This is a genomic window from Aeromicrobium sp. JP4 (assembly GCF_054957925.1).
Window position 1 is genome coordinate 3,098,676 of record NZ_CM143290.1, and the last position, 25,751, is coordinate 3,124,426.

The following is a 25,751-nucleotide window of genomic DNA, read 5'->3' on the forward strand; positions in this document are numbered from 1 at the left end:
ATGACCTCATGGCGCGCATCAAGGACGAGGACATCCAACTCGTCCGTGAGCGGGTCCGGATCGACGAGGTCGTCGAGCAGTACGTCACGCTGAAAAACGCGGGCGGCGGTGCCCGCAAGGGGCTGTGCCCGTTCCACGACGAGAAGAGTCCGTCGTTCAACGTCCGCCCGGCCCAGGGCTTCTACCACTGCTTCGGCTGCTCGGCGGGCGGTGACGCCATCAAGTTCCTCATGGAGATCGAGGGCCTGTCCTTCGCGGAGTCGGTCGAGCGGCTGGCCGACAAGTACGGCGTCCAGCTGCGCTACGAGGAGACCGGCGCCCCCACCGGGCCGCGGCGCGATCCCGGCCAGCGCCAGCGCCTCCTGCTGGCCCACAAGGCCGCCGAGCGGTTCTACGCCGAGCAGCTGATGTCCTCGGGCGAGGCGGCCCCCGGTCGTCGCCTCCTGACCGATCGTGGCTTCGACCAGGCCGCGGCCGAGGTCTTCGGCATGGGCTGGGCGCCCAGGTCGGGGGAGGCGCTCGTCGCGCACCTGCGGGCCAAGGGCTTCGCCGAGGACGAGCTCATCGTCGGCGGCCTCGCCCGGCGGTCGGCCCGCGGCCTCTACGACGCGTTCCAGGGGCGTCTGCTGTGGCCCATCAAGGAGATCTCGGGTGAGGTGATCGGCTTCGGCGCCCGGCGGATGTTCGACGACGACTTCATGAAGGGCAAGTACGTCAACACGTCCGAGACCCCCATCTACAAGAAGACGCAGGTTCTCTACGGGATCGACCTGGCCCGCGACCCGATCCGCAAGGAGAGCCAGGCCGTCGTCGTCGAGGGGTACACCGACGTGATGGCGTGCCACCAGGCCGGCGTGCTCACCGCGGTGGCCACGTGCGGCACGGCGTTCGGCGAGGGTCACGCCCGGGTGCTGCGGCGCCTCATGCTCGACCACGACGCCTTCCACGGCGAGGTGATCTTCACGTTCGACGGCGACGAGGCCGGCCAGCGGGCCGCGCTGAAGGCGTTCGAGGGCGACCAGGAGTTCGTCGGCCAGACGTACGCCGCGGTGGAGGAGCGGGGCATGGACCCGTGCGACCTGAGGCTCGCCGACGGCGACGCAGCAGTGCGCGACCTCATCGGCGCGCGCATCCCGCTCTACCGCTTCGTGCTGGACAACACGCTCGAGCGGTACGACCTCGACCGGGGCGACCAGCGCATCGACGCCGTGCGCGAGGCAGTGCGCCTGGCCTCGGCGGTGCGCGACACCTCCAAGGTCGACGAGTTCCTGCGCGAGATCGCCAACCGGGCCGGGGTCGACATCGACCTCGTGCACTCCGAGCACCGCAAGGCGGCCGGCCAGAAGCCCGCCGCCGCCCGCGCCCCGCGCGGTCCCGCCGTGCCCGAGCCGCCGCGACCCGAGCCGACCGTGTTCGCCAGCTTCGGTGCTCCGCAGTTCGCCGACGAGCGCGAGGCGCTGAAGGCCCTCGCGCAGTACCCGCACGTCGCCCGCTCCGTCGCGGCCGACCTCACCGACGACGACTTCGTGCACCCCGTGGCCCGCGAGATCTGGCGCCACATGGTGGCGCAGGGACTGCCCGAGCAAGCCGACTCCGGGTGGCTCCCGGCGGTGGCCGACTCGCTGCCCGGCGACGACCTGCGCCGTGTGCTCGGCGTCGCAGCGGTCGAGCCGATGCACGCCTCCGAGCAGGGCGCGGTCTCGGTGGTGCCCGCCGTCCTGGCGCGCCTCCAGGAGCTCTCCCTGGCCCGGCAGATCAGCGACGTGAAGTCGCGCCTGCAGCGCACCGAGCCCACCGCGCCGGAGTACGCCGAGGTGTTCGGCCGGCTGGTCGAGCTCGAGCAGCGTCGCCGCAGCCTGCGCGAGCGCGCTCTCGGCGCCATGGCTCCCTGAGCACCTGAGCACCTGAGCAGCGCGCGCCGCCGCGCCGACCCTTCGCGAGTGGCGCAGATTCGCCCGCCACTCGCCGAGTGGCGGGCAACTTTGCGCCACTCGGCGTCGGGGGAGAGGGCGGGTCAGGGGCTCCACGGCGTCGCGGTCGCACCGGCCCTGTGGGCGAGCGGTGCGTCGTCCACAGCGCGGCGCGCGCCCCTGTCGCGGGGGCGCCGTGACCGGGAGGTTGGGGTGGTGTCGCCCTTCGTGCTCCATGCCCTGGCCCAGGTCCCGATCCCCGCGGACGCCGAACGGATGCTGGCGCGCGCCGCCGCGGGCGGTGATCGCGCCGCGCGTGAGGAGCTGATCTGCGCCGGACTGCGCAACGTCGCCCTGCACGCGCTGCGGCTGGGGCACCGGGGCGAGCGCCTCGACGAGGCCGTGGCGGCCGGGGCCGAGGCCCTCATCCTGGCCGTCGACCGCTTCGATCCCGACCGCGGCACGCGCCTGTCGACGTACGCGTGGAGCTGGATCGCCCGAGCCATGAAACCGGACCGCGAGGCCCCTGCTGTGGAGCACCGCACCACGTCGGCGAGCGGGAGCGACCTGCTCGACGACCTGCCCGAGCACCTCGCCGCGGTGGCCGGTTTGCGGTACGGACTGCTGTGCGAGGACGGCCTCGGCCTCACCATCGACGAGGTCGCCGAGCACCTCGGACTGACGCGCTGGCAGGTCCGAGATCGAGAGGGGAGGGCCCTTTCGCATCTGCGCGGACGACTTGCTAGAGTTGGTCGCCGTGCTCCTCTTGGGGAGCCGATCCCCCGTAGCTCAATTGGCAGAGCATTCGACTGTTAATCGAAGGGTTATTGGTTCGAGTCCAATCGGGGGAGCGCGCAAGGCCCGGTTCTCACTCTGATACGAGCGAGAACCGGGCCTTCTTACTGGTCCGGGCAGGCCAACTTGTACGCTCGGACGGCGACGGGGAGGTAGCTCAGCCGGTCAGAGCAGAGGACTCATAATCCTTGGGTCGTGGGTTCGAGCCCCACCCTCCCTACGAACGAAGCACCCGACGCCGTCAGTCGCCCTTCACGTTGACGATCTGGCGAAGGGTGTGCCGAATCTCGACAAGATCCTTGGCGTCCTCCATCACCACGTCGATGTCCTTGTAGGCCGCGGGGATCTCGTCGATGAACGCATCGGTGTCGCGGTACTCGATGCCGACCATGGCGGTCTTGAGGTCTTCTGCGGTGAACGTCTTGCGCGCCTTGGACCGCGAGTACTCACGGCCGGCGCCGTGCGGGCTGCTGTTGAGTGACAGCGCGTTTCCCTTGCCGACGACGACGTAGGAGCGCGTGCCCATGGAGCCGGGGATGAGTCCGGGGGTTCCCTCGGACGCGTCGATCGCACCCTTGCGGCTCAACCAGACCTCCTTGCCCCAGTGGTGTTCCTTCGTCGTGTAGTTGTGGTGGCAGTTGATCTCCTCCAGGCGCTGCACCTCGGCGAACGAGCCGTGGGCGCCGCTCGCGCCCAGCCAGTCGTTGAACGAGGCGACCACGCGATCCATCATCTCCTCGCGGTTCAGGAGCGCGAACTCCTGCGCCCACCGAAGCTCGCGGATGTACGCCCAGAACTCGTCCGTGCCTTCGACGAGGTAGGCCAGGTCGGGATCGGGCAGATCGATCCACCACTTCTGACAGAGGTCCTGAGCCACCTTGATGTGGTGCTGAGCGATCTTGTTGCCGACGCCACGCGAGCCCGAGTGCAGGAACAGCCACACCGTGTCGTCCTCGTCGAGGCTGACCTCGATGAAGTGGTTGCCAGAGCCGAGGGTGCCCAGTTGCATGTCCCAGTTCTCGGCGAAATGTCCCTTGCCGCTCAAGCCGATGTCGTCAGCCTTCTGGCCGAGTGCGTCGACCCGCTCCTTGGTGTGCTTGCCGAAGTACTCGGTGTTGTAGTTGCCGGCGGACAGGGGGATGGCCCGCTCGATGCGCTCACGCAGGCCCCGGAGCGAGACGCCCGCGATGTCGCTGGAGCTGAACTGCGTACGGACGGCGATCATGCCGCATCCGATGTCGACACCGACCGCCGCGGGGATGATCGCGCCCAGCGTCGGGATCACGCTGCCCACGGTCGCCCCCTTTCCGAGGTGGGCGTCGGGCATGAGGGCGAGGTGCGGATGGATGAACGGCATCCTGCTCGTCATCTCGGCCTGCGCGCGCGTCTCCCCTTCGAGGATGGACGCCCAGTTCATGAATCGCTTGCTGATCTGCTCCACGCTGATCTCCCTCTTGGTCCCGCGCAAGCGTAGCCATGGTCCAGCGTTCATGGTGGTGCGCGGCCCACCGCTCTCGGGCGGCGGCGCACCGAACGCCGGGTGCTGCTGCCATCAGGCTGAGCGGCACGCCAAGATGGGCGCATGACGCGTGAGGCCGCCCTGTTCGACCTCGACGGAACCCTGTGTGACACGTCGGGCATCGACCACCTCGTGACCGGTGACGACGCGGACTACCGGGCCTTCCACGCGGCCTCGGCCGGATGCCCGCCGCGCCCCGACGTCCTGGAGGCCCTCGAGGACGCGCGTACCCGGGGACTGGCGGTCGTGCTGTGGACCGGCCGCGAGTTCGTCTGGCGCGACCTGACGCTCGACTGGCTCGACCTCCACGGCATCGCCCACGACGGGCTCTACATGCGCTGGGCGGCCGACTACCGGCCCGCCACGGTCGTCAAGACCGCGCTGCTGGCCGACGTCGAGGACGACGGGCTGCGCATCGTGGAGGCCTGGGAGGACGACGCGGCCATCGTCGCGCTGCTGCGCGAGGCGGGGGTGCCGACGGTCCACGAGGTCGGGGGAGCGGCCGCGTGAGCGCGATTCGGCGCCCAGTCCTTGTCGCGGACCCCCGCATGGGCCACAATGGAGCCAGGTATCACCCGAGATCGCTGGGGAAGGCGCACCTAGGGAGGTACCGATGAACACGGTGAATACGGTCCGATCCGGCACCCCACTGACGCGGGGTGTCCTTTTCGTGCACTCTTCGCCCTCGGCGTTGTGCGCCCACATCGAGTGGGCGGCCGCCGGAGTTCTGGGCGGCAAGGTCGATCTGGCCTGGACGCCCCAGCCCGCCGAGCCCGGAACCTACCGCGCCGAGCTGTCGTGGCAGGCCGCCGCCGGCACCGCCGCGTCGCTCGCCTCCGTGCTGCGTGGCTGGGACCTCCTGCGCTTCGAGATCACCGAGGAGCCCACCGCCACGAGCGAGGGCGCCCGCTACTCGTTCACGCCGAGGCTCGGCATCTTCCACGCCATGACCGGGCTCCACGGCGACGTGCTCATCCCCGAGGACCGGATCAAGGCGTTCCGCGTCAAGGCCGCCCAGGGCGACATCTCGATGGACGAGGCGCTCGACGGGCTGCTGGGCGTCAAGTGGGACGCCGAGCTCGAGCCGTTCCGTCAGGCCGGCGAGGGTGCGCCGGTCCGCTGGCTGCACCAGGTGATCTGAGGCTCGCTCAGCCGATCGTGACGGTGATGTCGGGCGTGGAGTCGCCCGACGACTTGTCGGTGACCCGGAACTTCCGCTCGCCGGTGCGCGACGTGTAGATCTTCGTCTCGAACCGGCCGCCGTCGCCGGCCGCGACGGTGACGGGGAAGTCGTCCCACGGTCCGTCGCCGTCCTTGACCTGGATCTGCAGCTGAGCGCCCTTGTCGGCGGTGGGCAGGACGCCCACGATGTCGAAGCGCTCGCCCGGGGCCGCACGGTTGCCGGCGACCGGCGTCAGCTTGGGCTTGGGGCCCTCGTCCTCCGCCTCGGGCTCGGGCGTGGGAGTCGGTGTGGGGGTGGGTGCCGTCGTCGGCTCGCTGGTGGGCGCCGCCAGGGGAGGTAGGTCGGCCGACGTGACGCCGGTGGCGGTCAGGCCGCCCGCCGCGAAGAGTCCGATCCCGACGCCGAGGGCCACGCCGATGAGTGCGAGCCAGCCGAAGGCGCGCGCAGCGGGATGGCGCAGGTCGGGTCGAGACGTCACACCCGAAGTCTACGGGGCTTCTACGAGAAACCGGCGACGCCCTGACTTAGGATGAACAGATGGTGCTGCCCCCGGAGCGCGGAGCGGTGGACGACGTCGACTACGTCGTGGTCCACGGGTACCGCCGCGCCTACCGGATGCGCGGCTCGGGCCCGCCGCTGCTGCTGCTGCACGGCATGGCGTGCGACTCCACCACCTGGTTCCCCGTGATGGACCAGCTGGCCGAGCACTTCACGGTCATCGCCCCCGACCTGCTGGGCCACGGAGAGTCCGACAAGCCCAATGCCGACTACTCGCTCGGCGGATTCGCGAACGGGATGCGCGACCTGCTGACGATCCTGGGCATCGACAAGGTCACCGTGGCCGGCCACAGCTTCGGCGGCGGCGTGGCGATGCAGTTCGCCTACCAGTTCCCCGAGCGCACCGAGCGCGTCGTGCTCGTCTCCAGCGGGGGACTGGGACCGGAGGTCACTCCGCTCATCCGTGCCCTCACCCTGCCGGGCGTGGGCCTCGGGATGCGCCTGGCCACGCTGAAGCCATGGCGCGCTGGCGTCGCCGGGACGATGCGCGCCCTGTCCCGCGTTCCCGCCGCCCGCGACCTCGACGAGGTCGCCGCGATCTACGAGCGTCTGGCCGATCCCGCCACCACGCTGGCGATCCGTCGCCTGACGCGGACGGTCCTGGACTGGGACGGTCAGTTCGTCACGATGGCCGACCGCGCCTACCTGACCCGCCTGATGCCGCTGCTCGTCGTGTGGGGGCGCAACGACCGCGTCATCCCCGTCGAGCACGCCCAGCGGCTGCCGTTGATGGAGAACTCGCACGTGCACGTGTTCGAGGACTCCGGGCACTTCCCGCACAAGGACCATCCCGACGAGTTCGCGCGCGTCGTGATCGACTTCTGCCGGGTCCAGGCCCCGGCCCAGTACCACCGTGGCAAGTGGCGTGCGCTGCTGCGGCGCGGCGATCAGGCCGGGTTGGCCAGCGTGTCGCTCTCCGACGGACGTGAGTCGCCCTCCGCCGTGAGCTGAAGCTTGTGGTGCCGCTGGTGCCAGAACCCGTTGCCCGTCGCCCACCCCGCGAGAGCCACCGAGATCCAGCCGATGAAAGCGCCGGCGACGTCGTCGGCGATGAAGTGCCAGCCGAAGTAGATCGTGGCGATGACGGTGAGGACGAAGTAGACCCACGCGGTGATTTGCAGGTAGCGCGGCTGGTCGGTGCGCTGGAAGAACAGCACCGCCGTCAGGGTGACCGAGACGTGCAGCGAGGCGAACGCCCCGATGCCCCAGATGGGCGCCTGCGTGGGGTTCTCGTAGTTCTGTGCCGCGTTCACGAACAGCGAGTACTGCAGCTGCGTGACGCCCGTGGTGGGCAGGTCGTCGAACAGGGTGGCGGCGGAGTAGGCCGGGCCGAGCGAGGGGAAGACGTAGTACGCCGCCGCGCCCAGCACCCAGTTCAGCGAGAGGGCCGTGGCGTACCAGGCGCCGAGCGAGAAGTCCTTGTTGAGCACCAGGAAGGCGGCCAGCGTGACCGGGATCAGCGGCAGGTAGCTGACGTAGACCGTGGCCAGGATCTGGGCCGCGAAGCCGGTGCCCAGGACGCTGTGCAGGATGTCCGCCGGGTGGTTGCCGAACATCAGCCAGTAGTCCCAGCGCGACAGCATGGTGTCGAAGTTGACGCCCTCGCGCACCGTGGGCAGGAAGCCCTTGATGTTCCGGTAGCTGACGTAGCAGATGTAGAACGTCAGTAGGCCCGTGGCGATGTGGAACACCCGGTTCCACGACCACTCGTCGCGAACGATGTCCTTGACGCCGCGCCAGAAGTGACGCACGCCGGCGCGCCGCAACGCCATGGGCACGATGCCCAGGGCGAAGAACGCCAGTCCCATGACGGGCAGGCGCACGTACGCGGGGCCGAGGAAGCCCTCGGGGTCCTTCAGGGCGATGCCCAGACGGGCCGACATGACGATCGCCGTGATGCCGATGGCGGCCGCCAGGGCGACGCCGAAGGTGTACGGCCACGCGCGCAGCACGCCCCACCATCGTCCGAACATGCGGATCAGTCTACGGCGCGCTCGCTGAGAGCATCCTGAGGTGTCGGCCCGTCCGGGTCAGGCGGGGCTGCCCTCCTGCTTGACCCCTGCAACGGCAGTGGGATCGTCGATCCGCAGCGAGTCGAACGCCTCCTGGGCGACCTTCGGGTCGATGCGACCCTCGCGCCCGAGCGACGCCAGCACCGCCACCACGATCGACTCGGCGTCGATCTGGAAGTAGCGGCGAGCACCCGCCCGGGTGTCGGCGAAGCCGAACCCGTCGGCACCGAGCGACATCCACGAGCCGGGGATCCAGCGCGAGATCTGGTCGGGGACGGCCCGCATGTAGTCGCTCACCGCGATGGTGGGTCCGCCCTCGCCGAGCTTGGTGGCGATCCACGGCGTGCGCGGCTCCTCGCCCAGGTGGTTGAAGTTCCACCGCTCGGCCGACTCGGCGTCGCGGGCCAGCTCGTTCCACGACGTGACGGACCAGACCTCGGACGCGACGCCGTACTGCTCGGCCAGCGTGGCCTGCGCCTGGAGCGCCCACGGCACCGAGACGCCCGACGCCAGGATGCGGGCGGGGGAGTCGCCCTCGACCGGGGACGCGGCGTAGCGGTAGGCGCCCTTGAGGATGCCCTCGACGTCGACGCCCTCGGGCTCGGCCGGCTGGTTGATCGGCTCGTTGTAGACGGTCAGGTAGTAGATGACGTCCTCGCCGAAGCCGCTGGCCTCGTTCTCGCCGTCGCCGTACATCCGGCGCAGGCCGTCGCGCACGATGTGGGCGATCTCGAAGGCGTAGGCCGGGTCGTAGTGGACCACCGCGGGGTTCGTCCGGGCGATCAGCGGCGAGTGGCCGTCGGCGTGCTGCAGACCCTCGCCGGTGAGCGTGGTGCGGCCGGCGGTGGCGCCCAAGAGGAAGCCCCGGGACAACTGGTCGGCCATGGCCCAGAACGAGTCACCGGTGCGCTGGAACCCGAACATCGAGTAGAAGAGGTAGACCGGGATCATCGGCTCGCCGTGCGTGGCGTAGGCGCTGCCCGCGGCGATCGCCGAGGCGGCGGCGCCGGCCTCGCTGATCCCCTCGTGCAGCAGCTGACCCTTCTCGCTCTCCTTGTACGCCAGCAGCAGCTTGCGGTCGACCGACTCGTACGTCTGGCCGTGCGGGCTGTAGATCTTCGCCGACGGGAACATCGAGTCCATGCCGAACGTGCGGTACTCGTCGGGCGCGATCGGCACGATGCGCTGACCGATCTGCTTGTCCTTCATCAGCTCGCGCAGCAGTCGCACGAACGCCATCGTCGTGGCGATCTGCTGCTTCCCCGAGCCCTTGCGCAGGTCGGCGTAGGCGTCGTCCTGCGGCAGGTCGAGCGGCTTCGCCTTCACGATGCGCGAGGGCAGCGAGCCGCCCAGCTCACGACGCCGCTCGAGCATGTAGCGAATGTCCTCGTGGTCGGCGCCGGGGTGGTAGTACGGCGCGCCCTCGGGGGAGTCGATCTGCTCGTCGGTGATCGGGATGCGCAGACGGTCGCGGAAGGTCTTCAGGTCCTCGTTCGTCAGCTTCTTCATCTGGTGCGTGGCGTTGCGCGCCATGAACGACTCGAGCAGCCAGCCCTTGATCGTGTGCGCGAGGATGACCGTCGGCTGGCCCTTGTGCTTCGTGGCCGACTCGAACGCGGCGTAGACCTTGCGGTAGTCGTGGCCACCGCGCGCCAGCTTCTCGATGTCCTCGTCCGACAGGTGCTCGACGATCTTCGCCAGCTCGGGGTCGGGGCCGAAGAAGTGCTCGCGGTTGTAGGCGCCCGTCTCGATCGAGAGGGTCTGGAACTCGCCGTCGGGCACGCGGTTCATCTGGTTGACCAGGGCGCCGGTGGTGTCGCGCGTGAGCAGGTCGTCCCACTCGCGCCCCCACACCACCTTGATGACGTTCCAGCCGGCACCGAGGAAGAACGACTCCAGCTCCTGCATGACCTTGCCGTTGCCGCGGACCGGGCCGTCGAGCTGCTGGAGGTTGCAGTTGACGACGAACGTGAGGTTGTCGAGCTGCTCGCGCGCGGCCAGGCCGATCGCGCCGAGCGACTCGGGCTCGCCCATCTCACCGTCGCCCAGGAACGTCCAGACGTGCTGGTCGCTGGTGTCCTTGATGCCGCGGTTCTGCAGGTAGCGGTTGAACCGCGCCTGGTAGATCGAGTTGATCGCCGCGAGGCCCATCGAGACCGTGGGGAACTCCCAGTAGTCGCTCATCAGCCGCGGGTGGGGGTAGGACGGCAGACCCTTGCCCTCGCCCTGCGACTTCTCCTGGCGGAAGTTGTTGAGCGCCGACTCGTCGAAGCGGCCCTCGAGGAACGAGCGCGCGTAGATGCCCGGCGCCGCGTGGCCCTGGTAGTAGATCTGGTCGCCGCCGCCGGGGTGGTCCTTGCCCTTGAAGAAGTGGTTGAATCCGACCTCGTAGAGGCTCGCCGCCGACTGGTACGTGGCGATGTGGCCGCCGACGCCGAGGCCGGGGCGGTTCGCGCGCGACACCATCACCGCGGCGTTCCAGCGGATGTAGGAGCGGATGCGCCGCTCGATGTCCTCGTCGCCGGGGAAGTCGGGCTCCCGCTCGGGCGGGATGGTGTTGATGAAGTCGCTGCTGCGCAGCGCGGGGATGCCGACGGCCCGCTCGCGCGAGCGCTCGAGCATGCGCAGCATCACGTACCGCGCGCGGTCGCGTCCGCGTTCGTCGACCATCTGGTCGAGCGAGCTGAGCCAGTCCTGCGTCTCGTCGGGATCGACGTCGGGCAGCTGTGTGGGCATGCCCCCGTGGATGATGGGGCGGTCGGGGCCGGATGAGGCCATGGTGCACTCCCTGGGGTGTCGGGATGGACCCTTCCATCAAACCACCCGGAGTTCGCTAGTGTGAGTCCGGCAAGCAACCGATAGGCCTTACTGAGCAGTAGGGCAGAAGGAGGTGCGGTGGACGCGGGGAAGCTGGGCTTCGAACCTGACTCCGTCATCCAGGAGCTCGGCTGGGACGAGGACACCGACGAGGAATTGCGGTCGGCCATCGAGTCCCACACGGGCAACGAACTGGTGGACGGTGATGTCGGCGAGGTCGTCGACGGCGTGATCCTGTGGTGGCGCGAGGACGACGGCGACCTGACGGACGCACTCGTCGACGCGACGCAGGACGTCGCCGAGGGGGGATCCGTGTGGCTGCTGACCCCCAAGGTCGGCCGGGACGGACACGTCTCCGGCGCTGACATCGGTGAGGCTGCCCCCATCGCGGGTCTGTCGATCACCACCACCTCCGCTGTCGGTCCGAACTGGGTCGCCACCAAGCTCTCGACGCACAAGCGATGAGCGCGCTCGTCGAGGTCGGCTCCGCCGCACCGGACTTCACGCTCAAGAACCAGCACGGCGAGGACGTCTCGCTGTCGGGGCTGCGTGGGCGGAACGTGCTCGTCGTGTTCTACCCCTTCGCCTTCAGCGGCATCTGCACCGGCGAGCTGTGCGAGATCCGCGACAACCTGGCCGTCTTCAACGACGCCGACGCCGAGGTGCTGGCCATCTCGTGCGACCCGATGTTCGCGCTGAGGGCCTGGGCGGACCAGGACGGCTACGACTTCAGCCTGCTGAGCGACTTCTGGCCGCACGGCGCGGTGGCGAAGGCCTACGGCATCTTCGAGGAGGGGCCCGGCGCCGCCGCGCGGGGCACCTACCTCATCGATCGCGAGGGCATCGTGCGCTGGAAGGTCGAGAACGGACTCGGTCAGGCTCGGGATCTCTCTGCGTACCGTGAGGCACTTGCGTCACACGGCTGAGTTCTGAGCAAATTTTCAGGGCGGAACGCGGGGAAATCGCTCACGTCGGCCATGGGGATCTGGTTTGATAGGACTACCGCGCCGCCGGGGACCCGAGACCCCGGCGGCGCGGCTTTTCTGTGCATGGGCTCGGCACGGGGTCGTTGCGTTACCGTTCTCGTGCACTCGACACGTGCAGACGGGGCGAATAGCTCAGTTGGTCAGAGCATCCGGTTTACACCCGGAAGGTCGGGGGTTCGAGCCCCTCTTCGCCCACTTGTGACGGCGGTTCCGCCTCGTTCTGTGTGACCTCCGTGCGACGTACGCTTGCGGTATGAGCGCCAGCAGTTGGGGGCCCGCCCTCAGGGGTCGATCGGCGGCTGTCTCACTGGCGCTCCTCGCGGCTCTCGCGCTCACGGCGTGCTCGACTGGCGGGCAGGATCCCGCCTCCCACGGCATGGACCACGGCTCGTCGGCGCGCGACGCAGACGTGAACCACGCGGACGTCATGTTCACGACGATGATGATCCCGCACCACGAGCAGGCGATGGAGATGAGCGACGTGGTCCTGGCGAAGGACGCGATCGATCCCCGGGTCGCGGCCCTGGCGGAGCGGATCAAGCAGGCGCAGGGCCCGGAGATCGCGCAGATGGAGCAGTGGCTCGAGGAGTGGGACGCCGACATGCGCGGGATGGACGGCGGTGGTCACGACTCGGGGATGATGGACGCCGGCGACATGGCCGCGTTGGAGGACGCGGAGGGCGAGGCCGCGATGCGCTTGTTCCTGGAGCAGATGATCGAGCACCACGAGGGTGCGGTCGACATGGCGAAGGCCGAGGTCGCGAACGGCCGCAATGCCGACGTCGTGGGTCTGGCCCGCGCGATCATCGCGAGCCAGACCGCCGAAATCCAGGAGATGAAAGGTCTGCTGGACGGTCGGTGACCGCGCTGGCGTGGCCCGGAGGTCGACGCGAGGCCGTCGCCGGTGGCACAGTCGCGGCATGACGCTGCAGGACGCGCTCGCGGACCGGGTGCGACGCGTGCTCGCGCACCGCCAGACGCGCGAGGTGTCCATGTTCGGTGGCCTGTCGTTCATGGTCGACGAGTCCCTCACGGTCGCCGCGCGCGGTGACGGGAGCCTCCTCGTCCGGGTCGAGCCCGCCACGTACGGCGACCTGTTGGGACGTGAGGGCGCTGGACCCGCGCGGATGCGCAACGGGCGCGAGATGGGTGACCGGTGGCTCGCGGTCGCACCCGATGCCTTGGTCGAGGACGACGCCCTGGCCTTCTGGGTCCACACCGGCCTAGCCGCTCGTCCACAGTGAAGGAGCGAGATGCAGCGCTTGTCGGAGCCGCCTGACACGATCGGGGCATGACGACGATCGCGACGACCACCGCCGACGAGGCCCTCGAGCGCCTGCGCGCGCTCACGGGCCGGCCCGATGCGCGCTTCCACGAGGGCCAGCTCGAGGCGATCGCCGCGCTCGTCGACCAGCAGCGGCGGGCGCTCGTCGTCCAGCGCACCGGCTGGGGCAAGTCGGCGGTCTACTTCGTCGCCACGGCGCTGCTGCGCTCGCGCGGTGCCGGTCCCACCGTCCTGGTCTCGCCGCTGCTGGCCCTCATGCGCGACCAGGTGGCCGCTGCCGAGCGCGCCGGGGTGCGGGCCGCGGCGATCAACTCCGCCACGGTAGAGGAGTGGGACGACATCGAGGCGCGCCTGGCGGCCGACACGATCGACGTCCTGCTGGTCTCCCCGGAGCGCCTGAACAATCCCACGTTCCGCGAGCAGCAGCTGCCCCGACTGCTCGACCGGATGGGCCTGCTCGTCGTCGACGAGGCGCACTGCATCTCCGACTGGGGCCACGACTTCCGCCCCGACTACCGGCGGCTCGCGCACGTCATCGAGTCGCTCGGGCCCCAGGTCCCCGTGCTGGCCACCACCGCCACCGCGAACGCCCGCGTCGTGGCCGACGTCGCCGATCAGCTCGGGGGCGACGTGCTCACGCTGCGCGGCTCGCTGGCCCGCGACTCGCTGCGGCTCGGCTCGCTCACCCTGCCCTCGGCGAAGCAGCGGCTGGGCTGGCTCGTGGCGCACCTAGGCGACCTCACGGGCAGCGGGATCATCTACGCGCTCACCGTGTCGGCCGCCGAGGACACCGCGCGGCTGCTGCGTGAGGCGGACTTCGAGGTGCGCGCCTACACCGGTCGCACCGACCCCTCCGAGCGCGAGGAGCTCGAGCAGGCCCTAAAGGAGAACCGCGTGAAGGCCCTCGTGGCCACCAGCGCGCTGGGGATGGGGTTCGACAAGCCCGACCTCGGCTTCGTCGTGCACCTGGGGGCTCCGTCGTCGCCCGTGGCGTACTACCAGCAGGTCGGCCGAGCCGGACGCGCCACGGATCGCGCCGACGTGCTGCTCCTGCCCGGCCCCGAGGACCGCGACATCTGGCGCTACTTCGCGACCGCCTCGATGCCCGACCCCGAGCGCGCCGACCGGGTCATCTCCCAGCTGGGCTCCGAGCCGATCTCCACGCCGGCGCTCGAGGCGCTCGTCGACATCAAGCGCACCCAGCTCGAGCTGCTGCTCAAGGTCCTCGACGTCGACGGCGCCGTGCGCAAGGTGCGCGGGGGGTGGATCGCCACGGGGCAGCCGTGGGTGTACGACGCCGAGCGGTACGAGCGCATCGCGGCGGCGCGAGAGCACGAGCAGCAGGCGATGCTGACGTACGAGCGCGGGCAGACCTGTCGAATGGAGCTGCTGCAGCGCGATCTCGACGACCCGTCCGCCACCGCGTGCGGTCGTTGCGACGTGTGCACCGCTGCCTGGTACCCGACCGACGTGCCGGAGGCCACGGTCGGACGCGCCACCGAGGCGCTCGACCGGGTGGGCGTGCCGATCGAGCCGCGGGGCCAGTGGCCCACGGGCGCCGACCGGCGCGGGGTTGAGGTCAAGGGCCGGATCGCGGCCGAGGAGCGGGCCGAGACCGGTCGGGTGATCGCCCGACTCTCCGACCTCGGCTGGGGCGGCACCCTGCGCGAGCTGTTCGCCGCGGGTGCTCCCGACCGCGAGATCCCCGAGCCACTGGTCGGCGCGGCCGTCCGTGCCCTGCGGGACTGGCCGTGGGAGCAGCGCCCGGTCGCGGTCGTCGCGATGCCCTCGGTCACCCGGCCCACGCTCGTCGCCTCCACCGCCGAGACCATCTCCCGACTCGGCCGAATGCCACTGCTGGGCACCCTCGACCTCGATCCTCACATTCCGCGTGCCGAGACCGGGGGCAACAGCGCCTTCCGGCTCGCCTCGGTGTGGGGCCGGTTCAGCGTGGGTTCCGAGCTCGCTTCCGCCCTGCGGGACGCTCCGGGGCCGGTGCTCCTCGTCGACGACCTCGTCGACAGCCGGTGGACGATCACGGTGGCCGCGCGCGAGCTGCGCCGAGCCGGCGCCACGGCGGTGCTGCCGTTCGCGCTCGCCACGGTGGCCTGACCGGGCAGGGTGTGCTGGCATGGGTGACATGACGACGCGCGGGACCGGACGGTGGCGACGAGCGATCAGCGGGCTGTTCCCGCTCTGGGCGTGGCTGTTCCTGGCGTCCGTGGTGGCCGGGTTCGTCCTCGACGTCCCGATCGGGGTCACCAGCCTCGCCGTCCTGGTGTTCTTCGCGCTGTGCCTGGTCCGGCCGGCGCGTCAGGACGACCGTGAGCCCGTCGTGGTCGACAGCCCCGTGCGCGGCACGTGGACGGTGGTGCACAGCCCCGCGTCGTCGGTGCCGAGCCACGGCGTCCGCGGCTACGGCCAGTCCCACGCGATCGACATCATCCACCCGCGACCCGAGGACACCGAGCCCTCGTACCCCCTCTTCGGCGGCTTCGAGCGGCCCGAGTCGTTCAGCTCCTTCGGTGAGCCCATCCATGCCGTCGCCGGCGGCACCGTCGTGACGGTCCTCGACACCCGGCGCGACCACCTCTCGCGCACCTCGTGGCTCGCGTTCGCCTACATGATGGTGATCGACGGGCTGCGCGACCTCGGGGGAGCGGCGGCCGTCGTCGGCAACCACGTCGTGATCGACCACGGCGAAGGCGTGTACTCGCTCTCCGCGCACGTCCGGAAGGGCACCGCGGCGGTGGCGGTCGGTGATCACGTCGTCGCCGGACAGGTGCTCGGTGAGGTCGGCAACTCCGGCAACACCTCCGAGCCGCACCTGCACGTGCAGCTGATGGACCACGCGGCGCCGCTGCGGGCGGCGGGCCTGCCGATGCGATTCAGCGGCATCAAGCAGCCCGAGGGCGCGGTCGACCGCGGGTGGACGAAGAAGGAGCCCGAGGCGGGGATCGAGCCGGGGATGCCCGCCAACTTCCAGGTCTTCGAGGCCTGACGGACGGGCGTGACAGACTCGCCCCATGCCTTCGCTGCGTGACGTGATCGCCGTTCTCGACGGTCTCTACGACCCCCGCTGGGCCGACGACTGGGATGCCGTGGGCACCGTCGTCGGTGACCCGAGCGCGGAGGTCTCCTCGATCCTGTTCGCGGTCGACCCGGTGCAGGCGGTCGTCGACGAGGCGGTCGAGCTGGGGGCCCAGCTCGTGGTCACCCATCACCCGCTCTTCCTCAAGGGCACCTCCTCGGTGGCAGCGACCACGCCGAAGGGCCGGGTCGTGCACACGCTCATCTCTCACGGGATCGGGCTGCACACGTGTCACACGAACGCCGACTGCGCGCCGCGTGGCGTCAGCGAGTCCATGGCGTCGACGCTGGGCCTGACCGACCTGCGACCGCTCGAGGTCGACCTCGAACCGCCGATGGACAAGTGGGTCGTGTTCGTCCCGCGCGACGACGCCGACCGCGTCGTCGCGGCGATGCACGAGGCCGGCGCCGGGAGCATGGGCGACTACGACCGGGCCCAGTTCCAGAGCCCGGGTCGCGGTTCGTTCCGGCCGCTCGAGGGCGCCGATCCGGCGATCGGGTCCATCGGCGAGGTCGAGTGGGTCGACGAGGTCCGCGTGGAGCTCGTCGCCGACCAGTCGATCCGCGAGGAGGTGCGCTCGGCGATGCTCGCCACGCACCCGTACGAGGAGGTGGCCTACGACCTCTGGCCCCTCGCCGCGCGGCCCAGCGAGCGCGGCTCCGGGCGCATCGGGCGCCTGCGCGAGCCGATGACGCTCAGCGCGTTCGCGGAGCACGTGCGTGGCTGCCTGCCGGCGCACGCGGGCGCCACCCGGGTCGCCGGCGACCTCGATCGCATCATCGAGACCGTCGCGGTATGCGGGGGCTCGGGCGACTTCCTGCTCGGCACGGCCGACGCCGCCGGGGCCGACGCCTACGTCACCTCCGACCTGCGCCACCACCCCGTCAGCGAGCACCTCCAGCGCGCCGGTGCGTGCGCCGTGATCGACGTGCCCCACTGGGCCGCCGAGTGGACCTGGCTGCCCACCGTGGCGGCGGCGGTGCGCGAGGAGTTGGGCGATACGGTGAAGACCCACGTCTCCACGATCGGCACCGATCCCTGGAGCCGGACGTTGTCATGAGGAGTCGCACGTGAAGGCTGAACCGGTCGCCCAGCAGGCGTTGCTGGACCTGCAGGAGAAGGACTCGGCGCTGGCGCAGCTGACGCACCGCCGCAACACCCTGCCCGAGCACGCCGAGATCGCGGCCGTCGACGCCCGGATCCGCGAGATCGACGCCCGTCGGATCGAGGCGCAGACGCGGGTCGCCGACCTCGAGCGCGCGCAGGCCAAGGCCGACACCGAGGTGGAGCAGGTCAAGGCCCGCCGCACCCGTGACGAGGAGCGGATGGCCTCGGGCGCCATCTCGAACCCGAAGGACCTGTCGAGCATGCAGAGCGAGCTCGAGGCGCTGGCGCGCCGGATCTCCACGCTCGAGGACGAGGAGCTCGAGGTCATGGAGCAGCTGGAGACCGCCCAGGCGGAGCTGTCCCGGGCGCTCGCCGAGCTCGAGGCCGAGAACGCCACCCGCGACACCCTCGTCGCCGCGCGCGACGAGAAGGTCGCGGCGATCGACGCCGAGGCCGCCGAGGCCTCGGCCGGTCGCGAGAAGGTCCGTCCGCAGGTGCCCGACGACCTCTTCACCCTCTACGCGAAGCTCGCCGGGAGCCATGGCGGTCTGGGGGCGGCGGCCCTGCGGGCTCGTCGCTGCCAGGGCTGTCACCTCGAGCTCAACGGCGCCGACGTGCGCGAGCTGCTCGCCGAGCCGGCCGACACCGTGCTGCGCTGCCCCGAGTGCAGCCGCATCCTGGTGCGCACCTCCGAGCCCGCCGCCTGATGGGCTGGGTGGCCGAGGCCGACGGAGGATCGCGCGGGAACCCCGGACCTGCCGCCTACGGTTCGGCACTGCTGAAGGACGGTGCTCTCGTCGCCGACCGTGGCGAGACGATCGGGATCGCGACGAACAACGTGGCCGAGTACCGCGGCCTCATCGGGGCGCTCGAGCTCGCGCTCGAGCACGCCGGTGGTGAGCCGCTCGAGGTCCGCATGGACTCCAAGCTCGTCATCGAGCAGATGGCCGGCCGGTGGAAGATCAAGCACCCCGACATGAAGCCGCTCGCGATGCGTGCGCAGGCGATCGTGCGCGAGCTCGGTCCGGTCACCTGGACCTGGGTGCCTCGCGCGAAGAACGCTCGCGCCGACGCGCTGGCCAACGCCGCGCTCGACGCCGAGAAGGCCGGCCGGTCGGGCCTCGTGTCGTCCTTCGACTCCGCCGAGCCGGTGCAGCTCGCCGACGAGCCTCCGGAGCCGCCCGCGCTGTTCACCGAGCCGCGCGACGCTGCCCCGCTCGACGCGAAGGCCAAGAAGCCGCAGGTCGGCTGGCGTGGTTCGATGCAGGGCGACCCGACCACCGTCATCCTGCTGCGTCACGGCGTCACCGCCCACACGCAGCGCAAGCTGTTCAGCGGCACGGGCGGCGAGGACCTGCCGCTCGTCGACGAGGGCGTCGAGCAGGCGCGCCGCGCCGCGGCGTGGATCGCCGAGCGTGGGGGCGCCGACGCGATCGTGGCGTCCCCCCTGCAGCGCACCCGTCAGACGGCCGCCCAGGTGGCCGAGCGGCTCGGCCTCCCGGTCGAGATCGAGGAGGGCTTCGCCGAGGCCGGCTTCGGCGAGTGGGACGGCTTCTCGTTCGGCGACATCATGAAGCGCTGGCCGCAGGAGCTGGACTCGTGGCTCGCGTCCACGGCCGTCGCGCCCCCGGGAGGCGAGTCCTTCGACGCCGTCGCCACGCGCGTCGAGGCGGCGCGCGACCGGCTGCTGCAGCGTCACGCGGGGCGAACGGTCGTCGTGGCCAGCCACGTCACGCCCATCAAGCTGATGGTGCGGCTCGCGCTCGGTTCGGACATGGGCGTCATCCACCGGATGGAGCTCGCGCCGGCCTCGATCACCACCATCACGTGGTGGCCCGACGGCACGCCGAGCCTGCGGAACTTCTCCGTCACGCCCTGATCTCGATACGACGTCTCGCTGCGCTCGCCGTCACTGGATCACCGGCCCGGTGATCGAGTAGCTCGGCGAGGTACGAGCCGGCGTATCGAGATCACGCCGGCGGGATCAGCGCAGGATGACGTCGAGCCGCGTGGGGCCCGAGGCCTCGACCGTCCAGCCAAGGTCGCGCAGGGCGTCGGCGAGCGTGTCGGCGTCCTTGGCCTCGACGCCCTCGGCCAGCACCTGGCGGACGATCCGGCCCTTCGTGGCCTTGTTGCTGTGGCTGACGATCGAGCGCTTCCCGTCCGTCTCGGTCAGCACGCGCATCGTCACCGAGCCGGTGGGCGCCTGGCCGAGCGCGACGTAGGTGCCGGACCTCAGGTCGAGCACCAGCTCACCCTCGGCGAGCTCGGTCAGCGCCCGGGGCACCACGGGCTTCCAGCGACTGGCGACGGTGCCGAGTCGTGGCAGCGTCACCGATCCGCTCAGCCGGTAGGCCGGGATCCGGTCGTGCGGACGCACCAGACCGAACAGCGCCGAGGCGATCGCCACGCTGGCGCGGCCGCGCTCCTGCGCCCGGTCGTGGAGGTCCACCCAGCCGAGCTCGGAGTAGAGGACGCCGGTGTAGACCTCGATCGCGGGCGCGGTGGGCTCCTCGTGCAGCCGCGTGTTGCGCGCGATGTCGTCGGCCTGCGTCGGGCCGAGGCCGAGGATCTCCGCCGCGCGCTTCGTCGAGCTGAGCCGGACGAGCGCGTTCAGCAGCTGCTCACGGGTGCGGGTCAGTCTGGGGGAGGAGAGGGTGCCCAGGTCCAGCGCGGGACCGGTCGCGGGGCGGGTCTTTCCCTCGGAGGGAGGCAGCACGATCAGCACGTCGCGACCCTATGTCAGCCGAGCAGCAGCCAGATGCCGAGGGCGGCGAACAGCAGCGCGGCCACTGCGTGCACCGCCCGCACCGGCAGCACCTTGAGGATCTGCTTGCCGAGCAGCACCGCGAGGGTGATCGAGACGACCATGCCGATCGTGCTGCCGATCCAGACCCAGAACCACGAGTACTGCGTGGCCAGGGTCATCGTGGCGAACATCGTCTTGTCGCCGAGCTCGGCCAGCGCGAACGCCAGCCCCACGGTGACCAGCGCGCGCCCGCTGTGGGGGACGACGCGGATCTCCTCCTCGTGCTCCTCCCCGCGTAGGGACCAGGCGGTGATCGCGGCGAAGACGAGGAAGACGACGCCGGCCACCACCTGCAGGACGTGCTCCGGGATGACGTTCCCGAGCGCCTCGCCCACCAGCGCCGAGGCGAGGTTGATGAGCGCGCAGGCGATCCCCATCCCGAGGATCACCGTGCGGGCGCGGTAGCGCGTGGCGAACGTCATCGCCATCAGCTGGCTCTTGTCGCCGAGCTCGGCGACGAACACCAGCGCTGCCGCGATGAACACTGCTTCCATGACAAAGGCTCCTCGTCCACCCGGACGAGGAGCCTTGGGATACGACGAGCCTCGACCGGGCTCGTGTACACGAATCCGGTCGAAAGTCTCGTCCGCCAGATCACTCTGGCTCGCTGCACCGGAGACCGAGGTCTCAGTGTGTCGACGCAGCGATTGGGGACTACTCCCTTTCGATGCCCCCAGCCTACCGGGGCGGCGGTGACCCCCGTCCCGGGGGCATAGGATGGATGCGCGAATGAGTCGGCCGGGCGGCCGCGGCGCCTCCGGGCGTCGAGGAAAGTCCGGACTCCGAAGAGCACGGTGGTGGCCAACAGCCACCCACGGTGACGTGCGGGACAGTGCCACAGAGAACAGACCGCCAGCGGCCACCTCCGGGTGGTGCGGGTAAGGGTGAAACGGTGAGGTAAGAGCTCACCAGCGCGGCGGGTGACCGTCGCGGCTAGGTAAACCCCACCGGGAGCAAGACCAAGTAGGCCCTCCGGGGCCGTGCCACAGGGCTGCTCGTCCGACGTGGCAGGTAGGTCGCACCGAGGTGTCCAGCAATGGGCATCCCAGATGGATGGCCGCCCCTGTTTCGACAGGACAGAATCCGGCTTACAGGCCGGCTCATTCGCACCCCGCCCCTGCGCGAGCCCGCGGGCGCCGCCGCCGCGGATCGGGCACGATGAGCCCATGGCGTACTTCTACTGCTTGAAGCACAAGACCGTCGAGGGCGACGAGGGGTGCAAGGCGTCCGACCGCCTCGGCCCCTACGAGTCGGAGGCGGAGGCCTCGCGTGCGCTGGAGACCGCGCACGAGAAGTCGAAGGCGTGGGACGAGGACCCGAAGTGGAACGACGACGCTCCACCGGCCGGCTCACCTGAGTGACGCCTCCCGACCGGCTCGGCCGCGCCGGCTGGCCGGTCGCCTGGGTCCTCCTGGCGCTGCCGCTGCTGTGGTGGACGGTCGGGCTCCTCTCCGACGGTTGGCTCCCGCACGGTGACACGGCCGTGGCCGCCGTGCGGATCCACGACGTGTTCGGGCCGCACACGCCCCTGCTGGGCATGCCCTCGACCGGCGGACAGATCGTCGAGGGCGCGCACGCCCACCACCCCGGCCCGATGCAGTTCCAGCTGCTGGCCCCGCTCTGCGCGCTGAGCGGCTTCGCTCCCTGGGCGCTGGTCGTGGGGTCGTTCCTGCTGCTGACCGGGCTCCTGGGCCTCGCCCTCGCCGCGGCCTCACGGGCCGCCGGGCGCCGCGGCTGGCTCACCGTCGCGGTGGTCCACCTCGCCATGATCGTGGGTGTCGGCGCCGCCCTCGTCACCCCGTGGAATCCGTGGGTTGCCATGTTCGCGCTGGGCGCCTCGGTCTCGGCCGCCTGGGCCGTCCTGACCGGTCACGGCCGCTGGTGGCCGGTCTTCGTCGTCGTGATCTCGCTGGCGGCGCAGACCCAGCTCGCGATCGCTCCGCTCGCCCTCGTGCTGGGACTGGTCACGCTCGGCGTCTCGATCGCGCTGTGGAGGAGGGGACGCCTCGAGGTCACGCGGGGAACCCTCGTGCTCGCCCTCGTGCTGGGGCTGGCCTGCTGGGCCGCTCCGCTCGTGGAGGTGGTGCGGAACGAGCCGGACAACCTTGACCTGCTGGCGCGCATCGCCGGGTCCGGCGGCGGACTGCTGCCCGCCGTCCTGCTCGCCGCAGTCATCGGAGGGCTGCTGTGGTGGACCCGGCGGCGGCGCACGGGCCTGACCTCGGGCGATCCCTCGAGCCTGGTGACGTGGCTGTGGATCGGCACGCTCGTGCTGCTGGCCTCGGCGACGAGGGCGGGGGAGGGCCGCGGCTTCTACGTCGTCTACGGCGCCGCCGTCCCGCTCACTCTCCTCGCGTGGCCGGTGGTCGGCTGGGCGCTCCGGTCACGGCACCGACGTGCGCTCGGCGGGGTCGCTGTGGCCTGCGCACTCATGGCCCTGGCGTTCCTGCCGCAGAACATGGCCGACACCGCTCAGGGGGACAGCCGTCGTGCCGCGCCGGTGATCCGGGCGGCGCAGGCGATGGCGGGGACGGTCGACGGCCCCATCGTGGTCGAGACCAAGGGCGGACTGGCCTGGCTCGACATCGGCCCGGGCGTCTACGCGGCGCTGCTGGCCGATGGCCACGACGTGTACTTCGATGCGCGGGTCGACGGCGAGCGCGAGGACAACTTCCGCGATCCGCGGCAGGCGGAGGGTCCGGTGCGCCGGCTCACCGTCCACAGTCATCCGGGAACGGCCGATCCGCCGCCGGAGGGCGCGGTGGTCGACCGGATCGAGCTGCTGCAGCCGGCGGGAGCCACCGTCGTGCCGGGTGCCGAGCGGTACGTCGACCTCGTGCTCGAGGAGCGCTGAGCGTCAGGCCTGCGAGGCGCGGTACCCGGCGGCCTGGGCCGCGGACTCCGTCGCGAAGCACTCCTCGGGCTTGGTCACGTCGTAGTAGCGGCCGCTCGGGAGGTGGTAGATCATCGAGTTCGCGTTGCCCTTGATGGGGTGGCTGCTCGGGCAGTCGTAGGCCGACACCGGCGGGACTCCGCCGCCGGGCTTCGTCCGCTTCTTCTTCTTCTTGCCGCTCTCCGCCTTGCCCTTCGCGGGCAGGTCGACCATCGTGCGGGCGTCCCCGCAGCGGGCGAGCCGACGACTCAGCACCCGGTGCTCCGCCCGGTCCACGGTCAGGTTCCAGCGGTACTTCACGGCCACCCAGCGGGCGACGTACGTGCAGGTGCGGTAGCGCGGCAGCCAGCTCGCGGGATCGTGATCGGACTTGGACTGGTTGGAGTGGCTCGAGACGGCGAGCAGCGAGTGCCGGTAGGACGTGTCGTTGGCGAAGCCGCGGCGCCGATTCGTGCTCCAGGCGGAGGCGCCCGAGCGCCACGCCTCGGCGAGGGCCACGCGGTGGTCGATCTGGAGTCCGCGCGGCTTCGTGATGGTGCGGCCCGTGTACTCGTTGACCCAGCGACCACGCTTCACGCGGCACCAGCGATCCTTGGCGACCTTCTTGAGGGACTCGGCGATCAGGACCGTCTCGCGCACGTTGCACTCGCCCTTGCGCATCGTCCAGTGGTCGAACGCGTCCCGGTCGTAGGTGCCGCGGTTCTTCTCCTGGGCCACCCGCAGCTTCTTGAGCAGCTTCACTGCGGCCACCTTGCGGGGGCCGGCCTCCGCCGGCGCCGAGGTGAGGGCGAGCGTGCCCAGCGCCAGCGCCAGGGCGAGCAGGATCGAAGGGAGACGGCGGGGCACGCTCCCGACGGTAGGCAGTCACCTCGGCCCCGTCCGGCGATTCAGTCACATTGGTCCCATCGGGCCATGGCGTTCGGGTAGCGCAGCGATGAGGTCGTCATCGTGAGCAAGGCCGCACACCCTGCATGCGTCTCGCGTGTGCGGCATGTGGGCGCAGCCCGTAGCGTCGAGGACATGACGGTTCCCACGCTCACGCTCAACAACGGTGTCCAGATCCCGCAGTTCGGCTACGGCACCTGGCAGGTCCCGCCCGAGACGGCCCAGGACCGGGTGACCGAGGCGCTCGACCTCGGCTACCGCCACATCGACACGGCCCAGATGTACGGCAACGAGGCCGGCGTCGGTGCGGCGATCGCCGCGTCCGGCCTGGCCCGCGACGAGGTCTTCGTCACCACGAAGCTCAACAACAACCGGCACGACCCGGCCGTCGTCGCCGGCTCCCTCGACGAGTCGCTGGAGAAGCTCCAGCTCGACCGGGTCGACCTCTTCCTCATCCACTGGCCGCTGCCGACCACCGACATCGACTTCGTCGACACGTGGCGCGCGATGGAGGAGGTCTACTCCGCCGGCAAGGCGCGCGCGATCGGCGTCTCCAACTTCCAGCCCTCGCACCTGCGCCGCGTCGTGCAGGAGGGCACGGTCGTCCCGGCCGTCAACCAGGTCGAGATCCACCCCTACTTCACGCAAGACGACCTGCGCGCGGTCAACGCCGAGCACGGTGTCGCGACCGAGGCCTGGTCGCCCCTCGCGCAGGGCCAGGTGTTCGACGACCCCGCGCTGCAGGCCATCGCGGCCAGCACGGGCCGGAGCGTCTCGCAGGTGGTGCTGCGCTGGCACCTCCAGCGCGGCGACATCGTCTTCCCGAAGGCCTCGTCGGTGGACCGGCTGAAGCAGAACTTCGACGTCTTCGACTTCGAGCTCTCGCCCGCCGACATGGGCGCCATCTCCGCCCTCGACGACGGGCGCCGCATCGGTCCCGACCCGGACACCATGAACTGGATCCCGAAGGACTGACCGAGACCTCCCCGCGGCTCAGCTCTCGAAGGAGTGCTCGGCCGCGGGGAAGGATCCGTCGGCGACCTCGCTCTGGAACTGGTCGACGGCCCCGCTGATCACGCTGCGCAGGTCGGCGTACTTCTTGACGAAGCGCGGCGCGCGCCCCGAGCGCAGGCCCAGCATGTCCTGCCAGACGAGCACCTGCGCGTCGCAGCCCGCGCCGGCACCGATGCCGACCGTGGGGATCTGCAGCTTCGAGGTCACCTCGGTGGCGACGGGGGCCGGGACCATCTCCATCACGACGGCGAAGGCGCCGGCCTCCTGGACCGCGAGCGCGTCGTCGATGAGCTTCTGGCTCGCGTCGCCGCGGCCCTGCACGCGGTAGCCGCCGAGGTTGTGCTCGGACTGCGGCGTGAAGCCGATGTGCGCCATCACGGGGATGCCGCCCTCGGTGAGCTTGCGGATCTGCGGCGCCATCTCGGCGCCGCCCTCGAGCTTGACGGCGTGCGCCAGCCCCTCCTTCATGAAGCGGACGCTCGTGTCGTAGGCCTGCTCGGGCGAGCGCTGGTACGACCCGAACGGCAGGTCGGCGACGACGAGCGAGCGCTGGACCGAGCGCGTGACCGCCTTGACCAGCACGAGCAGCTCGTCGACCGTGACGGGCAGCGAGGACTCGTAGCCGTAGACGTTGTTCGCGGCCGAGTCGCCGACGAGCAGCACCGGCACGCCGGCCTCGTCGAAGAGCTGGGCGGTGTACTGGTCGTAGCTGGTGAGCATCGCCCACCGGTGACCCTCGGACTTCCACTTCGCCAGGTGGTGCGTGCGGACCTTGCGCACGTCGGGGGAGGCGGTGGGACGGGAACCGTACGGTGCGGGCTCTTCAGTCATGCAGCACAGGGTAGTCCCCGGCGCGGAGCCGCTCGGGGCCCGTAGACTGCTCGCGA

At 70.7% G+C, this 25,751-nt stretch carries 25 protein-coding genes, 3 tRNA genes and 1 other RNA gene; 21 read left to right on the forward strand and 8 right to left on the reverse strand.

All coding sequences use genetic code 11. From position 1 onward, the window contains the following. Positions 1-8: 8 nt before the first annotated feature. The 4 genes from dnaG to ACY1JX_RS15285 all read left to right on the forward strand — a co-directional run bounded on the left by dnaG (position 9) and on the right by ACY1JX_RS15285 (position 2,925). Positions 9-1,892 carry a DNA primase gene (gene dnaG / locus ACY1JX_RS15270; RefSeq protein WP_462564490.1) on the forward strand — a complete coding sequence of 628 codons (1,884 nt, stop codon included), beginning with the start codon at positions 9-11 and terminating at the stop codon, positions 1,890-1,892. A 294-nt stretch (positions 1,893-2,186) separates the two neighbouring features. After that, on the forward strand, positions 2,187-2,726 hold the full coding sequence (locus ACY1JX_RS15275; RefSeq protein ID WP_462565895.1) for a sigma factor: 540 nt from the start codon (positions 2,187-2,189) through the stop codon (positions 2,724-2,726). After that, a tRNA-Asn gene (locus tag ACY1JX_RS15280) sits at positions 2,689-2,761 on the forward strand. Before ACY1JX_RS15275 ends, ACY1JX_RS15280 begins: the two co-directional genes overlap by 38 nt. Positions 2,762-2,851: 90 nt before the next feature. Next, positions 2,852-2,925, forward strand: a tRNA-Met gene (locus tag ACY1JX_RS15285). Between the two features lie 21 nt (positions 2,926-2,946). Here the strand turns inward: ACY1JX_RS15285 and ACY1JX_RS15290 are convergent. Next, positions 2,947-4,146, reverse strand: coding sequence for an RtcB family protein (locus ACY1JX_RS15290; protein ID WP_462564491.1), 1,200 nt, complete (start codon positions 4,144-4,146; stop codon positions 2,947-2,949). A gap of 141 nt (positions 4,147-4,287) precedes the next feature. On the opposite strand from ACY1JX_RS15290, the gene ACY1JX_RS15295 reads away from it, so the two are divergent. Both ACY1JX_RS15295 and ACY1JX_RS15300 read left to right on the forward strand, forming a co-directional pair. Then, positions 4,288-4,734: a phosphatase domain-containing protein gene (locus ACY1JX_RS15295; protein WP_462564492.1), complete on the forward strand. Its 447-nt coding sequence runs from the start codon at positions 4,288-4,290 to the stop codon at positions 4,732-4,734. Between the two features lie 160 nt (positions 4,735-4,894). Then, a complete protein-coding gene (locus tag ACY1JX_RS15300; protein WP_462564493.1) occupies positions 4,895-5,365 on the forward strand; it encodes a DUF3145 domain-containing protein in 471 nt (156 codons plus the stop codon). A gap of 7 nt (positions 5,366-5,372) precedes the next feature. Here ACY1JX_RS15300 and ACY1JX_RS15305 read toward each other — a convergent pair whose 3' ends face one another. Beyond that, entirely contained in the window at positions 5,373-5,885 is a 513-nt protein-coding gene (locus ACY1JX_RS15305; RefSeq protein WP_462564494.1) for a hypothetical protein, read from the reverse strand. A 59-nt stretch (positions 5,886-5,944) separates the two neighbouring features. On the opposite strand from ACY1JX_RS15305, the gene ACY1JX_RS15310 reads away from it, so the two are divergent. Then, on the forward strand, positions 5,945-6,916 hold the full coding sequence (locus ACY1JX_RS15310) for an alpha/beta fold hydrolase (RefSeq protein ID WP_462564495.1): 972 nt from the start codon (positions 5,945-5,947) through the stop codon (positions 6,914-6,916). Here ACY1JX_RS15310 and ACY1JX_RS15315 read toward each other — a convergent pair. Then, a complete protein-coding gene (locus ACY1JX_RS15315) occupies positions 6,853-7,938 on the reverse strand; it encodes a phosphatase PAP2 family protein (protein ID WP_286929057.1) in 1,086 nt (361 codons plus the stop codon). The genes ACY1JX_RS15310 and ACY1JX_RS15315 overlap by 64 nt on opposite strands. 57 nt (positions 7,939-7,995) lie before the next feature. Further along, positions 7,996-10,755: a pyruvate dehydrogenase (acetyl-transferring), homodimeric type gene (gene aceE, locus ACY1JX_RS15320; protein ID WP_462564496.1), complete on the reverse strand. Its 2,760-nt coding sequence runs from the start codon at positions 10,753-10,755 to the stop codon at positions 7,996-7,998. Between the two features lie 117 nt (positions 10,756-10,872). Here aceE and ACY1JX_RS15325 point away from each other — a divergent pair, with 117 nt between their 5' ends. From ACY1JX_RS15325 to ACY1JX_RS15370, 10 genes are all read left to right on the forward strand, one after another. After that, positions 10,873-11,259, forward strand: coding sequence for a DUF3052 domain-containing protein (locus ACY1JX_RS15325; RefSeq protein WP_181756636.1), 387 nt, complete (start codon positions 10,873-10,875; stop codon positions 11,257-11,259). After that, positions 11,256-11,720, forward strand: a complete 465-nt coding sequence (locus ACY1JX_RS15330) for a peroxiredoxin (protein WP_462564497.1) — start codon at positions 11,256-11,258, stop codon at positions 11,718-11,720. The genes ACY1JX_RS15325 and ACY1JX_RS15330 overlap by 4 nt, the downstream gene beginning before the upstream one ends. A gap of 181 nt (positions 11,721-11,901) precedes the next feature. Beyond that, positions 11,902-11,975, forward strand: a tRNA-Val gene (locus tag ACY1JX_RS15335). Positions 11,976-12,033: 58 nt separating this feature from the next. Next, entirely contained in the window at positions 12,034-12,642 is a 609-nt protein-coding gene (locus tag ACY1JX_RS15340; RefSeq protein WP_286929053.1) for a DUF305 domain-containing protein, read from the forward strand. Positions 12,643-12,700: 58 nt separating this feature from the next. Then, the gene (locus tag ACY1JX_RS15345; protein ID WP_286929052.1) at positions 12,701-13,024 is read left to right on the forward strand and encodes a TfoX/Sxy family protein; all 324 of its coding nucleotides are present in this window, start codon (positions 12,701-12,703) and stop codon (positions 13,022-13,024) included. A gap of 47 nt (positions 13,025-13,071) precedes the next feature. Next, positions 13,072-15,177, forward strand: coding sequence for a RecQ family ATP-dependent DNA helicase (locus tag ACY1JX_RS15350; protein WP_462564498.1), 2,106 nt, complete (start codon positions 13,072-13,074; stop codon positions 15,175-15,177). Positions 15,178-15,196: 19 nt separating this feature from the next. Continuing rightward, entirely contained in the window at positions 15,197-16,066 is an 870-nt protein-coding gene (locus tag ACY1JX_RS15355; protein ID WP_313600916.1) for a M23 family metallopeptidase, read from the forward strand. 25 nt (positions 16,067-16,091) lie between these two features. Beyond that, entirely contained in the window at positions 16,092-17,216 is a 1,125-nt protein-coding gene (locus tag ACY1JX_RS15360; protein WP_286929048.1) for a Nif3-like dinuclear metal center hexameric protein, read from the forward strand. A gap of 10 nt (positions 17,217-17,226) precedes the next feature. After that, positions 17,227-17,970, forward strand: coding sequence for a zinc ribbon domain-containing protein (locus tag ACY1JX_RS15365; RefSeq protein ID WP_462564499.1), 744 nt, complete (start codon positions 17,227-17,229; stop codon positions 17,968-17,970). Continuing rightward, positions 17,928-19,142, forward strand: coding sequence for a bifunctional RNase H/acid phosphatase (locus ACY1JX_RS15370; protein WP_462564500.1), 1,215 nt, complete (start codon positions 17,928-17,930; stop codon positions 19,140-19,142). The genes ACY1JX_RS15365 and ACY1JX_RS15370 overlap by 43 nt, the downstream gene beginning before the upstream one ends. A gap of 105 nt (positions 19,143-19,247) precedes the next feature. On the opposite strand, the gene ACY1JX_RS15375 is transcribed toward ACY1JX_RS15370, so the two are convergent. Together ACY1JX_RS15375 and ACY1JX_RS15380 are read right to left on the reverse strand one after the other, a co-directional pair. Next, the gene (locus ACY1JX_RS15375) at positions 19,248-19,991 is read right to left on the reverse strand and encodes a YaaA family protein (protein ID WP_462564501.1); all 744 of its coding nucleotides are present in this window, start codon (positions 19,989-19,991) and stop codon (positions 19,248-19,250) included. 14 nt (positions 19,992-20,005) lie between these two features. Further along, positions 20,006-20,566: a TMEM165/GDT1 family protein gene (locus ACY1JX_RS15380; protein WP_181756645.1), complete on the reverse strand. Its 561-nt coding sequence runs from the start codon at positions 20,564-20,566 to the stop codon at positions 20,006-20,008. A 236-nt stretch (positions 20,567-20,802) separates the two neighbouring features. Here ACY1JX_RS15380 and rnpB point away from each other — a divergent pair. The 3 genes from rnpB (at position 20,803) to ACY1JX_RS15395 (ending at position 22,926) form a co-directional block, all read left to right on the forward strand. Beyond that, positions 20,803-21,179, forward strand: an RNA gene (gene rnpB, locus ACY1JX_RS15385) — RNase P RNA component class A. 59 nt (positions 21,180-21,238) lie between these two features. Further along, positions 21,239-21,433 (forward strand): hypothetical protein, encoded by a 195-nt coding sequence (locus ACY1JX_RS15390; protein WP_286929042.1) that lies wholly within the window; start codon positions 21,239-21,241, stop codon positions 21,431-21,433. Beyond that, positions 21,430-22,926: a hypothetical protein gene (locus tag ACY1JX_RS15395; RefSeq protein WP_462564502.1), complete on the forward strand. Its 1,497-nt coding sequence runs from the start codon at positions 21,430-21,432 to the stop codon at positions 22,924-22,926. Before ACY1JX_RS15390 ends, ACY1JX_RS15395 begins: the two co-directional genes overlap by 4 nt. Positions 22,927-22,929: 3 nt before the next feature. On the opposite strand, the gene ACY1JX_RS15400 is transcribed toward ACY1JX_RS15395, so the two are convergent. Beyond that, positions 22,930-23,811 carry a sunset domain-containing protein gene (locus ACY1JX_RS15400; protein WP_462564503.1) on the reverse strand — a complete coding sequence of 294 codons (882 nt, stop codon included), beginning with the start codon at positions 23,809-23,811 and terminating at the stop codon, positions 22,930-22,932. 174 nt (positions 23,812-23,985) lie between these two features. On the opposite strand from ACY1JX_RS15400, the gene ACY1JX_RS15405 reads away from it, so the two are divergent. Continuing rightward, positions 23,986-24,825 (forward strand): aldo/keto reductase, encoded by an 840-nt coding sequence (locus ACY1JX_RS15405; protein ID WP_462564504.1) that lies wholly within the window; start codon positions 23,986-23,988, stop codon positions 24,823-24,825. Between the two features lie 18 nt (positions 24,826-24,843). On the opposite strand, the gene panB is transcribed toward ACY1JX_RS15405, so the two are convergent. Then, positions 24,844-25,695 carry a 3-methyl-2-oxobutanoate hydroxymethyltransferase gene (panB, locus tag ACY1JX_RS15410; RefSeq protein WP_286929037.1) on the reverse strand — a complete coding sequence of 284 codons (852 nt, stop codon included), beginning with the start codon at positions 25,693-25,695 and terminating at the stop codon, positions 24,844-24,846. Positions 25,696-25,751: the final 56 nt, after the last annotated feature.

Coding starts and splice junctions, on each gene's coding strand:
- dnaG (WP_462564490.1), top strand. CDS start 9: ATGGCGCGCATCAAGGACGAGGACATCCAACTCGTCCGTGAGCGGGTC.
- ACY1JX_RS15275 (WP_462565895.1), top strand. CDS start 2,187: ATGCTGGCGCGCGCCGCCGCGGGCGGTGATCGCGCCGCGCGTGAGGAG.
- ACY1JX_RS15295 (WP_462564492.1), top strand. CDS start 4,288: ATGACGCGTGAGGCCGCCCTGTTCGACCTCGACGGAACCCTGTGTGAC.
- ACY1JX_RS15310 (WP_462564495.1), top strand. CDS start 5,945: ATGGTGCTGCCCCCGGAGCGCGGAGCGGTGGACGACGTCGACTACGTC.
- ACY1JX_RS15315 (WP_286929057.1), bottom strand. CDS start 7,938: ATGTTCGGACGATGGTGGGGCGTGCTGCGCGCGTGGCCGTACACCTTC.
- aceE (WP_462564496.1), bottom strand. CDS start 10,755: ATGGCCTCATCCGGCCCCGACCGCCCCATCATCCACGGGGGCATGCCC.
- ACY1JX_RS15330 (WP_462564497.1), top strand. CDS start 11,256: ATGAGCGCGCTCGTCGAGGTCGGCTCCGCCGCACCGGACTTCACGCTC.
- ACY1JX_RS15340 (WP_286929053.1), top strand. CDS start 12,034: ATGAGCGCCAGCAGTTGGGGGCCCGCCCTCAGGGGTCGATCGGCGGCT.
- ACY1JX_RS15345 (WP_286929052.1), top strand. CDS start 12,701: ATGACGCTGCAGGACGCGCTCGCGGACCGGGTGCGACGCGTGCTCGCG.
- ACY1JX_RS15350 (WP_462564498.1), top strand. CDS start 13,072: ATGACGACGATCGCGACGACCACCGCCGACGAGGCCCTCGAGCGCCTG.
- ACY1JX_RS15355 (WP_313600916.1), top strand. CDS start 15,197: ATGGGTGACATGACGACGCGCGGGACCGGACGGTGGCGACGAGCGATC.
- ACY1JX_RS15360 (WP_286929048.1), top strand. CDS start 16,092: ATGCCTTCGCTGCGTGACGTGATCGCCGTTCTCGACGGTCTCTACGAC.
- ACY1JX_RS15380 (WP_181756645.1), bottom strand. CDS start 20,566: ATGGAAGCAGTGTTCATCGCGGCAGCGCTGGTGTTCGTCGCCGAGCTC.
- ACY1JX_RS15390 (WP_286929042.1), top strand. CDS start 21,239: ATGGCGTACTTCTACTGCTTGAAGCACAAGACCGTCGAGGGCGACGAG.
- ACY1JX_RS15405 (WP_462564504.1), top strand. CDS start 23,986: ATGACGGTTCCCACGCTCACGCTCAACAACGGTGTCCAGATCCCGCAG.
- panB (WP_286929037.1), bottom strand. CDS start 25,695: ATGACTGAAGAGCCCGCACCGTACGGTTCCCGTCCCACCGCCTCCCCC.